This is a genomic window from Mongoliitalea daihaiensis, from assembly GCF_021596945.1.
Classification (GTDB): domain Bacteria; phylum Bacteroidota; class Bacteroidia; order Cytophagales; family Cyclobacteriaceae; genus Mongoliitalea; species Mongoliitalea daihaiensis.
Window position 1 is genome coordinate 1223383 of sequence record NZ_CP063779.1, and the last position, 12075, is coordinate 1235457.

The 12075-nt window shown below is 39.1% G+C and carries 12 protein-coding genes; 7 read left to right on the forward strand and 5 right to left on the reverse strand.

Annotation, left to right across the window (positions count from 1 at the left end; translation table 11 throughout):
* Nucleotides 1-2: 2 nt before the first annotated feature.
* From IPZ59_RS05060 to IPZ59_RS05070, 3 genes are read left to right on the forward strand one after another with little or no spacing between them, the layout of a single operon-like run.
* On the forward strand, nt 3-905 hold the full coding sequence (locus IPZ59_RS05060; protein WP_236138795.1) for a class I SAM-dependent methyltransferase: 903 nt from the start codon (nt 3-5) through the stop codon (nt 903-905).
* Between the two features lie 19 nt (nt 906-924).
* Entirely contained in the window at nt 925-2052 is a 1128-nt protein-coding gene (locus IPZ59_RS05065) for a glycosyltransferase family 4 protein (protein WP_236138796.1), read from the forward strand.
* The gene (locus IPZ59_RS05070) at nt 2034-3158 is read left to right on the forward strand and encodes a DUF1972 domain-containing protein (protein ID WP_236138797.1); all 1125 of its coding nucleotides are present in this window, start codon (nt 2034-2036) and stop codon (nt 3156-3158) included. The genes IPZ59_RS05065 and IPZ59_RS05070 overlap by 19 nt, the downstream gene beginning before the upstream one ends.
* On the opposite strand, the gene IPZ59_RS05075 is transcribed toward IPZ59_RS05070, so the two are convergent.
* The 3 genes from IPZ59_RS05075 to IPZ59_RS05085 are packed head-to-tail and all read right to left on the reverse strand — an operon-like array spanning nt 3155 to nt 5672.
* The gene (locus tag IPZ59_RS05075; protein ID WP_236138798.1) at nt 3155-3943 is read right to left on the reverse strand and encodes an FkbM family methyltransferase; all 789 of its coding nucleotides are present in this window, start codon (nt 3941-3943) and stop codon (nt 3155-3157) included. The genes IPZ59_RS05070 and IPZ59_RS05075 overlap by 4 nt on opposite strands.
* Nucleotides 3944-3948: 5 nt before the next feature.
* On the reverse strand, nt 3949-5106 hold the full coding sequence (locus tag IPZ59_RS05080) for a glycosyltransferase family 4 protein (protein ID WP_236138799.1): 1158 nt from the start codon (nt 5104-5106) through the stop codon (nt 3949-3951).
* Nucleotides 5103-5672: a 2'-5' RNA ligase family protein gene (locus IPZ59_RS05085; protein WP_236138800.1), complete on the reverse strand. Its 570-nt coding sequence runs from the start codon at nt 5670-5672 to the stop codon at nt 5103-5105. The genes IPZ59_RS05080 and IPZ59_RS05085 overlap by 4 nt, the downstream gene beginning before the upstream one ends.
* A gap of 127 nt (nt 5673-5799) precedes the next feature.
* Here IPZ59_RS05085 and IPZ59_RS05090 point away from each other — a divergent pair, with 127 nt between their 5' ends.
* Nucleotides 5800-6711 (forward strand): universal stress protein, encoded by a 912-nt coding sequence (locus IPZ59_RS05090; protein ID WP_236138801.1) that lies wholly within the window; start codon nt 5800-5802, stop codon nt 6709-6711.
* Nucleotides 6712-6718: 7 nt separating this feature from the next.
* On the opposite strand, the gene IPZ59_RS05095 is transcribed toward IPZ59_RS05090, so the two are convergent.
* Together IPZ59_RS05095 and IPZ59_RS05100 are read right to left on the reverse strand one after the other, a co-directional pair.
* Nucleotides 6719-6895, reverse strand: coding sequence for a hypothetical protein (locus tag IPZ59_RS05095; RefSeq protein WP_236138802.1), 177 nt, complete (start codon nt 6893-6895; stop codon nt 6719-6721).
* A gap of 415 nt (nt 6896-7310) precedes the next feature.
* Nucleotides 7311-8681: an exopolysaccharide biosynthesis polyprenyl glycosylphosphotransferase gene (locus IPZ59_RS05100; protein ID WP_236138803.1), complete on the reverse strand. Its 1371-nt coding sequence runs from the start codon at nt 8679-8681 to the stop codon at nt 7311-7313.
* Between the two features lie 187 nt (nt 8682-8868).
* Here IPZ59_RS05100 and IPZ59_RS05105 point away from each other — a divergent pair, with 187 nt between their 5' ends.
* From IPZ59_RS05105 to recJ, 3 genes are all read left to right on the forward strand, one after another.
* Nucleotides 8869-9540 (forward strand): class I SAM-dependent methyltransferase, encoded by a 672-nt coding sequence (locus IPZ59_RS05105; RefSeq protein WP_317208039.1) that lies wholly within the window; start codon nt 8869-8871, stop codon nt 9538-9540.
* Between the two features lie 83 nt (nt 9541-9623).
* Nucleotides 9624-10214: a YceI family protein gene (locus IPZ59_RS05110; RefSeq protein WP_236138804.1), complete on the forward strand. Its 591-nt coding sequence runs from the start codon at nt 9624-9626 to the stop codon at nt 10212-10214.
* A 136-nt stretch (nt 10215-10350) separates the two neighbouring features.
* On the forward strand, nt 10351-12075 hold the full coding sequence (recJ, locus tag IPZ59_RS05115; RefSeq protein WP_236138805.1) for a single-stranded-DNA-specific exonuclease RecJ: 1725 nt from the start codon (nt 10351-10353) through the stop codon (nt 12073-12075).

Below are 12075 nucleotides of genomic sequence, written 5' to 3' on the forward strand. Positions count from 1 at the left end.
CTATGAGGCAGCAGCAATGCCCAAACTGTGCGACTACTACCAACTCCGGAACACATGTAGCATTGATCCAATGTTCCACTTGTGGTATTCAATGGACGTATTTGAAAGAAGACATTCAAGCAGAGGCCTTGTATGAAGATGAAGTATATGCTGTGGTGGATAATCGAAAGTCTATATTTGAACGCATTATTTTTTCAGAAGCTACAAAAGTTATCCACACGGCCCAATCACTTCTAACTGCTAGCAATGACTTATCGGTATTAGACTTTGGGTGTGGAAAAGGGCAGTTTTTGATGCAGGCAAAATCCTTGGGTTGGAAAACACTGGGTGTAGAGACTGCAACTGCACGGGCGGAGTTTGCCCAACAAAAATATGGCTTGGATGTGCTTAACCGGTATTACGAAGGTGGAAAACTTGCCTCACAAGGATTTGATGTGATTTCGCTCTTGCATGTATTGGAACATTTACCGCAGCCCATGCAGTTGTTGCAGTCGCTTGTGGATAATAACCTCAAGCAAGGGGGAGTTCTTGTCATAGAAGTTCCAAACGCTCATAGCTTACAGGCTAAAATCGCGGGTAAAGATTGGATGCATTGGGATATTCCCAAACATTTGAGCCATTGGAACGAAAAAAGCTTGGAGGCATCACTTCAAAAAATCGGTTTTTATAAAAAGAAAGTACAATACTACTCCGTTCACTTGGGTGTATTAGGAATGTTGCGGGCATTGATGGGGAAATTTGGATACCAAGGAAATATCATTGTAGACTTAAAAGGTAAAAAGCACTGGAAGACCTTAATTTTGCTAGGACTATTGTTGCCTGCTTCATGGTTATTGGAGCTTTTTGCCGTCGGTACCAAGCAAGGAGGAGTTTTAAGGGTTTATTTTCAGCGTGGGTATGAGTGAAAAGGGTAAAATAGTTTTTTTGCATAGTTCCTCAGAGTTATACGGGGCTTCCAAGATTTTGATCTTTGTTATAGAGATTGTGCAAAAGATGGGTTTCCCCATTTTGGTGATATTACCCGGAGAAGGTCCATTAGCAAAGGAAATGATGCGTTTGGGTTTTGATGTGCGTATCATGAATTTGGGCATCCTTCGGAGGAAATATTTTTCTCCTTTGGGAATTATCAACAGAGGCAAGCGACTGGTTCAGGCTTATCAGTTTCTGAAAGATTTGCATCAGCAAGAGAAAATTGCGCTCATTTATTCCAATACGTTGGCGGTAATCATAGGTGCGGTTTTTGCCCGACGCAAGAAAATCCCACACGTATGGCATATTCATGAAATTCTTCATAGCCCTGAGTTTCTAATTAAATTTTTGGCAAGACAATTGGATCAAACTACCCCTAATCCCCTCGTGGTATCAGAGGCTGTGGCGAATCACTGGAGAAAGTATTTGCAAATAGCCATCCCATCAGTTATCCACAACGGGATGGACTACAGTCCATTCTTACACGCGAAGTCTGATCTAAGACAATCCCTGGGTGTAAAGAATGATCAACCCGTCATCACCATGATTGGTCGTATCAACCCGGGGAAAGGGCAGCAATTCTTTCTTCAAATGGCCAAGGAGCTGATTCAACTGTATCCAAATGCTGTTTTTTGGATGGTAGGGGATCCTTACCCTGGGTATGAACCTATTCATGGGCAGCTCAAGGAGTACATCCGAACGCACCACTTGGAGGCTTCCGTCATGGATTTAGGCTTTAGGATGGATGTACCAGAGGTTTTGGCATCTTCTGATATTTTTGTCTTACCATCTATTTTACCTGATTCTTTTCCAACGGTAATTTTGGAAGCGATGGCTAGTGGCTTACCGGTAGTTGCTACAGATTCAGGTGGTGCTTCGGAAATGATTGAAGACGAAGTTACCGGATATTTGATTCCTATGGGAGATGTGAAGTTGGGTGTGTCCCGTATTGCTAGCTTATTGAAGGATAGGAAAGCTGCCAAAACGATGGGACTAGCAGGGCAGCAACGTGTTCAAGAGTTATTTTCCTTTCAAAAGTTTTCCACAAAGATAGAGCAGTTTTTATGGCAACAAATCAACTGAAAGTTGCGATACTTGGAGCAAAAGGATATCCCTATGTTTATGGTGGCTATGACACCATGATCAAAGAACTAGGTGAGCGACTTCAAAAGCGTGGAGTGGAGGTGACGGTGTATTGCCATCGTGCACTGTTTGAGGAAAAGCCACCCGTAGTCAATGGTATCCGATTGGTGTACATGCCTGCCATTGAAAAGAAGAGCCTTACCCAACTGACACATTCTTTTCTTTCCATGATTCATGCCTGTTTTTCGGATGTGGATGTCATTTTTGTGGTCAATAGTGGCAATGGGCCTTTCGGTATTATTTCTACTCTTTTGCGCAAGCCAACCGTGATCAATGTGGATGGTTTGGAATGGTTGCGTCCTAAGTGGAAAGGGTTTGGCTCCAAGTACTTCAAGTGGTCCTCTCGCATGGCGACTCGTTGGTATGATCGGATTATCAATGATTCCGATGAAATGCGGCGGGTATATTTGGAGGAGTTTGCTACGGACTCCACCGTGATAGCCTACGGGGCAAATCCCTCTGATGGTGCGGATGAGCAACTTTTGGATCGATGGATGTTGGCTCCAAGGTCTTATTTTTTGATTGTAGGAAGGTTAGTCCCCGACAACAATGCTGATTTGATCATTTCAGGTTTTTTGAAGTCTAATTCACAAAGAAGATTAGTGGTTGTTGGTGATGTACCATTTCAGGATGCCTATGCAGAAAGATTGAAAAATCTAAAAGACCCTCGTCTCTTATTTACAGGGTATGTGACCAACTCTGAGGAGCTCAAGTCTTTATATCATCACTGCTATGCATACTTCCATGGGCATGAATATGGAGGAACCAATCCTGCCATGTTAAAGGCTTTGGGATATGGGTGTGCGATTTTGGCTTTGGATACGCCATTTAATCAAGAAATGCTGCAACAAGGAAAGCATGGCTGGTATTTTGGCAAAAACGCTGCATCTGTCGCAAGTCTTGTGGACAAAGCTGAGAGAAGCGTTGAAGAAATGGAGCATTTGAGACAGACAGCACCTTCGGGCCTTACTCAGCGCTATAATTGGGATTACGTGACAGAGCAGTATTTGCAGGTATTTTTGGAATTGAAGGAGCGGAAGCGTTAGTCCATCGTAGCTTTTAAGCCAATAACCAACTCACCTGATTCCCACACAATAAATCCAAAGGCTTTTAACTGTTCGTAGACCACAGATTTGCTGATAAACTCTTCGTGTACTTCTACTGCAATCAACTTCACGATCGATAAAAAGCTCAGGTCTCCTTGTTCGAATATAAACTTTTCATATCCCTCGATATCCATTTTGAGTAAAGCGATCTCTGTCAGTCCATATTGTTGAATCAATTGTGGAATGGTGATTCCTAAGATGCTTCCTTCAGCACTTGCTTTGACTGTTTTAGACCAATCTTTTCCGTCCCTAAAATCATCGCTGATAGCAAATCGCATGTTTTCTTCATGGGAAATTGAACAATTGATTCCGTGAATATGTGGATAACTTTGGATGTTTTTGGTTAGAATGTTGAAATTTTCAGGATCAGGCTCTACAGCAAAAATTGGGGAGTTATCCACATGAGTACTGTAGTAAATCGAAGAAAGGCCGATATTGGCGCCTAAGTCCAAAATAGGCCCAGCAATATTGTTTGCTGATAGAAGTGTACAAATAGCAGCATATTCTTGGAAGTTGAAGATCTGTTCAAAGACCTCAACATCACTTGATGAACCGCCTCTCAGAAAAACAGGATGCTGACTTATAGAGGATTGCATTTGGTAAACCCCCTCTTTTTCCTGAAAAGATTTTATCAATGCTGAAGTTTTTATCCTTCGCATAAAAATCTGCTGTGGAGAGCCTAAAGTGAAGACAAATTTATCAATCAAATCTTTTAAAAATGGCATGAATATCAATGGTTTGCAGTGTGGATAAGTATTTCTTTTAGACGTTCGGCCCATGTATTCCAATTGAGCTCCTCTTCGTATTTTTTGCGTGCTTGCTTGGATAATTTTTCGAGATGTTCAGGATTTTCGATCAATGATTCTAGGACATCAGCATAAGCAACATGTGGAGCATGGTAGTCCAACAGTATTCCGTTTACGTGATTTTCTATCATATCAGATACACCGCCAGTATGCGTGCTGATTACAGGCACACCATAGGCATTGGCCTCACCAAACGCTATTGGTGTACAATCCGCTCGCGTAGGCATAAACAAAACGTCTGCTTCTTTCAAGTGCATCTCTAGTCTCTCGGCATCTGCTGCATTGTTTTTGTCCAAAAAAGGAATGACATGCATATAGGAGCGTTGAACGTCTGGAATACAACCGATGATAGTCAACTGAAAAGAGAATCCCCTTTGTTCTAGAATATCTAAGCTTTCTAGCACAATAGGCCCACCTTTTCTTTTCCAATCCACACCTATAAATAGCAGGGAAAAGATTTTTGAGCTATTTCGTTCTTTCACTTGGTAGCTAGAGCTTCGATCCAAGTTAGCTCCCATTTTTACCAAATAGGTGTTTTTTGCCTGATATACTTGGATAGCGGAGTTAATTGCCCATTGAGAAGAAAAAACCTGAGTGGTGGATTGTTGAATTGCCATCGCTTCTATCTCGTTGCTTTCTTGTATGGATTTAGAAGATAAATTTTTAAATGCATCGTAATACTGGCATACCAATTCGAATGTAGCATCTGAGAAGTAGCAGATGGGTACAGAAGTTTGGAGATGGGCAATTTCGACAGAACCTGTTGGAGCAAAAATTACATCCAATTCATATTGCTGGAGTATGTCAGAAAAGTATGCTCCATGCATTTTACTGAGGGTATGGTTGTGGGCCACATTATACTTTTTTCCATAAAATAGTCGGTGTTTGACTTTTGAAAAGAAAAACCGAAGATCCAAGAGTTTGCGCTGATGAAAGCTAAGCTTAACAGGGCCTAATACAATAACTGTTTGGAATTTCTCTTGCAAGGTCTGCAACATTCGAAAGTAGATTCCAGACCAAGAGCGTTTATCAAGAGGATCTAAGGCTGTCAAAAAACCAACTTTCAATTGGGACTTACTCATGGCATAGAGGTTTTATCAAAATCTAAAGGAAATGTTTGAATCACACTCCATCTACCATCTAAGCGTTTTAGCAAAGCCACATGAGTTACTTGATATTGCTGATCAAATGTTTGTTGCTTGATAAATTGCCAGTATTCATCAAATTTTGCAGGCTTAATATCCTTAAATGCTATCGTCATATGTGGATGAAAAGCTTTATCACTGAGTTCAATTGGTTGCTTGAGTACAGTCTTTGTAAAATAACCCAACGCTTCCTGCAGTGCTTTCAGGTCTTGAGATGGTTTTAGAGCAATAAATATCACTCGTTTTCCAAATCGATCGAAACCATTGAAGGCTAAGTCAAATGACTTCCAATTTTTGAAAAAACCACCTAACTGAGCAATGAGTTTATCTTCTTTAGCTTCATTCCAATGAAAAGGCATTTTGATTGTGACATGTGCAGGAGATTTTAAAGCATATTTTAAATGAAAGTTTTGCTTTAATAATTCCTTCAATCGGGTTGCCTCTTCTTGGATTTTCCCTTCCGGTACAAGTGCAATAAAATACTTAGCGATTGATTTTGCCATTTGACACAAATATATTGGTTTTTCATTGTTGAAATGCTTTTCTTGGTCCTTAGATAAACAAATTGGCGGTTGCTTTTACCGTTAATTTTTAATTTGTAAATTGAAACAGCATTCAGATCAAACAGCTATGAAGAATTTTGAAAGGGCCATGATAGGCCTGGATTTATCAGAAATGGATAACTTGATTTTACCGAAGGTATTTGCATTGTCAAGTTTATTGGGACTCAAAAAATTATATTTCATACATATCACCAAGGATTTAAGTATTCCTGACGAAATCCGAAAGAATTATCCTGATTTAGCAGTACCTGTGGATGAGACGCTTGACAAGGAAATTCGTGAGAGTTTAAAAGATTTGGAAATCCCCGCTGATCTGGAATATGAAATCATAGTGGAAGAGGGAAAGGCCATGGAAAATGTTTTGCGATGGGCCAAACTTAAAGATGTTGACCTCTTGATCATGGGCAGAAAGAAAAAATTAGAAGGTTCTGGTTCACTGGCTAAGAAAATGGCACAAAAGGCGCCATGCTCTGTTTTGTTTTTGACTGAAAATACCGATGTAAAGGTTCCGCATAAAATCCTTATTCCCATGGATTTTTCAGACCACTCCATCTTGACTTTACAATTTGCGGAAAGAGTTTCCGAGGATTTGGGTGCTGAAGTTGTTGGCCTACACATTTATGAGGTACCGATTGGGTATTACAAAACTGGAAAATCCTATGGAGAATTTGCAGAAATCATGAAAAAGCATGCAGAGAAGGATTATCAAAATTTTTTAAAGAAAAACAATCATGATGCTATTGATTGTATTTTTGAATTAAAGAAGACAGATCCTCGGGCTGAGATGATCATCGACTTGGGCCGTAAGCATGGAGCAGAAATGATTATCATGGGAAGTAGAGGTAGAACAGGTTCTGCCGCGGTTTTATTAGGAAGTGTAGCGGAAAGTTTGGTCCATAAAAACAATGAAATTCCCATGCTGATTGTAAAAAAGAAGGGAGAAACAATGGGTTTCTTAGAGGCTTTTTCAAAAATTTAAAAGGATTTCATAAAATAGAGAAGCATGCCTGATCACCTTTGCCCTCCATATTCCATTGGAGGGCTTTTTCATTTTCTAATGTTTCTTTATCAAAAACGAGGGTAGTTTCTGTTTTGTGGAGGGGTAAGTTTCGTTTGTATAGCTCTGTACCCCAGAATTGAAATGAGGTACTGTCAAATTCCATATGCAAAAATTATAAGCCTATGGAAGCGGTAAGGTTTTCTAAACCTACTCTGCTAGAAATATCAAGATGTCTCGGGGCATCCAATTGTACCCCAAATCGATCTGATTTTTGGGTTTTAAAACCTTCCACCAAGGTGCATATACAGGAGGTCAGTAAGGAGTGTTTCAATAAGGCATTCCAGGACCTGCTTGAGGACTCGGGCAGTTTAAAAAACTCTTGACCAAAGGCAGATAACTGTAGTAATTTCCTTGATAGTATTCCCTAGGTTATGTGGAGCTTCGTTGATGTATAAATTTCCGCAGGTATCACAAGAGGTATAAGTAAATGATTCTTTGCTACCAAACATCAACTGTTTCACCTGTTAATCAGAAGTATTGGATGTATGCAAACAATAAGGACAAGCGGGGGATGATGATCAGTAGGCATTTTCCCGGTTTAGTACTAACTCATACATGGTGCGCACACAAATTCCAAAGTCCATCCATATCGACCAGTTTTGGATGTAAAAGTAATCAAGTTTAACTCTAGATCGTATTTGATAGGGATTTTCAATTTCACCTCTAAATCCTTTTACTTGTGCCAAACCAGTGATGCCTGGTTTGATTTTGTGCCTAGAATTATATTTTTCTATTTGGGATTTAAAAATTTTGTTCATAGGAATGGTATGTGGTCTAGGACCCACAATCGACATGTCACCCATCAATACATTTAAGAATTGAGGCATTTCATCCAGTGATGTGTTTCGCAAGAATGAACCTATTTTTGTTACCCTAGGATCATTTTTAGTGGCTTGGTGTGTGTCTGCATAGTCATTGGGGGTCATAGACCTAAATTTTAAGCATCTAAACACGTTATTATTGACACCATTCCTTTCTTGAATAAAGAAAATCGGGCCTTTTGATTCTAATTTAATTAATAAGCCTACCAAAGGAATTAGCCAACTCAATATAAAAACGGTAACTAATAACGAAAACGCTAAGTCAAATGAACGCTTAAAAAACCTATTCACTATGCTATCCAGCGGGATTTCGTTGACATTGATAACAAAAAAATCCCCATACTTTGAAAAGGATAGGTTCTTCTCCAACTGTAGGCTTCCACCAGGAATAATTTTTACTTTGATATAATGCTCATCAGCATAATTGATGATTTTCCTCACCAACTTATCTTTCAAGTTTTCATTGATGTAAATGACATCTACTTGTAAATTGGGAGCATCTTCGAAAAATTTTTCAATAGTACCTTTCGTTAGATCACAAGGGGATTCATCGTCATAATAGCCTAAAAACTGTATTCCGAAATCTCGTCGACGATTGAAAACATGCTCTAATTTGGAGCTACTGCCACCTTTTCCTAGAATTATCGCTCTCCGTCGATTAAATCCAAAGGCACGGGTTTTTCTTAAAATTAAATGTATTCCTATACGGTATGAACCTACCAATAAAAATAGAGCGCTTGCCAGAATTACGAAGTACATTAACCGCAACTTCTCTGAATATACTGGCATCCAAACAATGGCAACTATCGCGAGGAACCAAGCCAAGGAACCTAAAAGCTTACTGAGTGATGACTGAGCTTCACTAGTTCTTCCGAACCTGTAATCTTTTCTTAAAATGGTAATTACAAGCCAAACCATAATAAAAATAGAAAAAGTAGAAACCTCCGGTTGTGCTATTGATCCCCAACCTTGAATGAGTAAGCCAGTCAAAAAGAAAGAAAGAATGACGGCTATGACATCACCAACTATAAAGAACCAAGGGAAGTATTTATCAAATCGTTTTTCCATAAAAATAAAATTCAACTGATATACGCAAAAACTATCTGTTTGAGATGCTTAATGGTATATTTTTTTTCGATAAAACAGCTTATTTTTAATTTATTGGTAAAATTAAGAAAGAATCCCATTGCTCTATTAATTTTGTTCTAAATTATTTGAGTTTAAACCAACGCTGCGTTTACATCAGTAAATCTACATGATAAATTACTTTAAGGCCTTATTAGCCTCCTCTGATCAACCACATTCTTTGGGATATCGTCTTCGCAATAAGCGTTTTGTAGACTTCGAAAATCTATTGAACAAACACTTTGCCAAAAATGAAAAAATCACTATTCTAGACGTGGGTGGAACGGCGTATTTTTGGGAAGATAAGGAACTGTTCAAGTCAGGTCGTCTATCGATTACCCTTTTGAATCTGACCATAGAAGAAAATCTTCCAAAGGGGATGAAGAGTGTATCCGGAGATGCTACTCACATGCCAGAATTTGACGAAGATAGTTTTGATTTGGTATTTTCTAATTCTGTGATTGAACATTTATATACCTGGGAAAATCAGGTAAAAATGGCTCATGAATGCATGCGGGTAGGTAAATTTTTCTTTATTCAAACACCCAATAAGTACTTTCCTGTAGAAGCTCACTATGTACTACCATTCGTGCAATTTTTGCCAAAATCCTGGACCTTTACCGTTTTGACTAAAACAAAATTGAGTAGAGGTATGCGCTGGACTACAAGAGATGCACAGCAATACTTGGATGAAATACGACTACTTTCTTTATCCGAAATGAAAGATCTCTTTCCGGGAAGTGTCATTTATCTGGAAAAATTTTCCGGTTTGAATAAGTCTCTAACCGCCCATAACCTGTGATCGCCATTTTAAAAATTTAGCCTCTAAATTTAAACGTTTGGAGAGCTTTGTTGGTCTAATGGTATCATAAACCTCTACTACATATGAAAACTTTATTGACAACTATTCTCATGCTTTTTGCTGCTTTGTTTTCGATCGAGGATGCAGCCGAAACAATGATCGTTTCTAAATCTGAAAGTACTGTAACTTGGAAGGGTAAAAAAGTAACCGGTGAACATTTTGGAAAGGTAACCATTTCCAAAGCTGACCTACAGGTAGTGAATAACCGCATTATTGGTGGTTCATTTGAAATGGATATGACGAGCATCACGGTAGAAGATATTAAGGATGCTAATTCCAACAAGCGCCTAACAGACCATTTGAAATCAGATGATTTCTTTTCAGTGGATACGTTTAATAAGGCAAGTATGGTCATCAAAGATGCCAAAACCAGTAATGGTAAAGATTATCAAATGACAGCAGACTTGACAATTAAAGGAATCACACAACCTGTTACCTTTACTGCAAAAGCAGAAACGCAAGGCAATAAAATGATCGCCACTTCAAAAATTGTATTTGACCGTACAAAGTATGACATCAAATATAGGTCTGGAAATTATTTTGAGAATTTGGCAGACCGATTGATTTACGATGATGTTGAATTAGAAGTAAGGTTAGTTGCTACGGCTTCTTAAAAAGCATAAAATCTTTTTCGAGTTCAAAAATCATTTATTTGAGTCCCCTTCGTTAAAATAGGAACGAAGGGGACTCTTTTTTTAAAATATTGTTAACTATACACGAAAAAGACTCATTGTTTAGTAATTTAGCCTTATGGAGTATAAATGGATGATTCGCGAAAAGGCCGATGAGTCGGCCGTTCAATCATTGAGCAGGGAAATCAATGTTAATCCCACATTGGCTAATATGTTGGTCAATAGAGGTGTACATAATTTTCAGATAGCGAAGGAATTTTTTAGACCTGATTTGGATAAACTCCATGATCCTTTTTTGATGAAGGATATGGACCGTGCGGTGGAGCGATTGAAACTAGCCATCAACCGTAAGGAAAAGATTTTGGTGTACGGAGATTATGATGTAGATGGGACTACTTCAGTGGCGTTGATGTATGGATTTCTCAATCGGTTTTATTCAAGATTGGAGTTTTATATACCCGACAGGTACAAAGAAGGATATGGTATCAGTGAGCGTGGCGTTCGTTATGCTGCTGAAAATGGTTTTACTTTGATTGTTTCCTTAGATTGTGGGATTAAGGCCATTCAAAAAGTAGCGTTGGGCAAAGAGCTAGGTGTTGATTTCATTATCTGTGACCACCATACTCCAGGAGATGAGCTTCCTGATGCAGTAGCCATTCTTGACCCCAAAAGAAAAGATTGCCCTTATCCTTACAAAGAGCTGAGTGGCTGTGGTGTTGGATTCAAATTAATTCAGGCATTCAGCATAGCCAATGACCTTGAAATGTCAGATGTCATGAGTTATTTGGATTTGTTAGCGATTAGTATTGCAGCAGATATCGTTCCGATTACGGGTGAGAATAGAATTTTGGCATATTACGGACTCGAACGACTCAATAATAACCCTAGGCCAGGTATTAGGGCTTTGATGATCAAGAGTAATATTGAGAAAGAAATGGGTATTGGGGACATTGTCTTCAAAATAGGCCCGAGAATCAATGCCTCCGGAAGACTGGAACATGCCAAAGCTTCCGTTGAATTGCTGCTGTCTAGAAGTCTTGACGATGCCATGCAACGGGCTGAATTGGTAGATACGGTGAACGCAGCCCGTAAGAATTTCGACGAAAATATTACAAAAGAGGCGATTTCCATGATAGAAGAAATGGAGACTGTGAGAGAAATGAAATCCACGGTGCTCTTTAAGGAAGATTGGCACAAAGGTGTCATCGGAATCGTTGCTTCTAGGTGCATTGAAAAGTATTATCGTCCAACCATCATTTTAACTGAGTCCAATAGTAAAGCAACGGGCTCGGCTCGGTCGGTGTATGATTTCGATATATACGAGGCCATTTCCGAGTGTAGCGATCTGTTGGAGCAGTTTGGAGGGCACAAGTATGCAGCAGGGCTGACTTTGTCAGTAGACAATGTGATTGCATTCCAAGCACGTTTTGAAGAAGTGGTATCGAGAAGAATCACCGACATACATTTAAAACCTGTGTTAGAAATCGATGATGAAATTCTCTTAGATCAAATCAATTATAAATTTTATAACATCTTAAAGCAAATGACGCCTTTTGGACCGGGTAACCCGGAACCCATCTTTAGCGTTTCTCAGGTTTATGCGGAAGATGTGCGAATTTTGAAAGATAAACACTTGCGGTTTAACGTTGTCCAAGATGGACAAGAGACCAAGCCTGTTTGCATTGCTTTTGGTATGGCTGATAAAAAGGTTTATCCTGATGAGATTATTTATAAAATGCTCAACAGGAAAATGAGGTTTGATCTGGCTTTTGAAATACGGGAAAACACTTTTAGAAACAACAGCAGCTTACAGCTGTATGTCAAAGACATCAAATTTGATTAG

Coding starts and splice junctions, on each gene's coding strand:
- IPZ59_RS05060 (WP_236138795.1), top strand. CDS start 3: ATGAGGCAGCAGCAATGCCCAAACTGTGCGACTACTACCAACTCCGGA.
- IPZ59_RS05070 (WP_236138797.1), top strand. CDS start 2,034: ATGGCAACAAATCAACTGAAAGTTGCGATACTTGGAGCAAAAGGATAT.
- IPZ59_RS05075 (WP_236138798.1), bottom strand. CDS start 3,943: ATGCCATTTTTAAAAGATTTGATTGATAAATTTGTCTTCACTTTAGGC.
- IPZ59_RS05080 (WP_236138799.1), bottom strand. CDS start 5,106: ATGAGTAAGTCCCAATTGAAAGTTGGTTTTTTGACAGCCTTAGATCCT.
- IPZ59_RS05085 (WP_236138800.1), bottom strand. CDS start 5,672: ATGGCAAAATCAATCGCTAAGTATTTTATTGCACTTGTACCGGAAGGG.
- IPZ59_RS05090 (WP_236138801.1), top strand. CDS start 5,800: ATGAAGAATTTTGAAAGGGCCATGATAGGCCTGGATTTATCAGAAATG.
- IPZ59_RS05095 (WP_236138802.1), bottom strand. CDS start 6,895: ATGGAATTTGACAGTACCTCATTTCAATTCTGGGGTACAGAGCTATAC.
- IPZ59_RS05100 (WP_236138803.1), bottom strand. CDS start 8,681: ATGGAAAAACGATTTGATAAATACTTCCCTTGGTTCTTTATAGTTGGT.
- IPZ59_RS05105 (WP_317208039.1), top strand. CDS start 8,869: ATGATAAATTACTTTAAGGCCTTATTAGCCTCCTCTGATCAACCACAT.
- IPZ59_RS05110 (WP_236138804.1), top strand. CDS start 9,624: ATGAAAACTTTATTGACAACTATTCTCATGCTTTTTGCTGCTTTGTTT.
- recJ (WP_236138805.1), top strand. CDS start 10,351: ATGGAGTATAAATGGATGATTCGCGAAAAGGCCGATGAGTCGGCCGTT.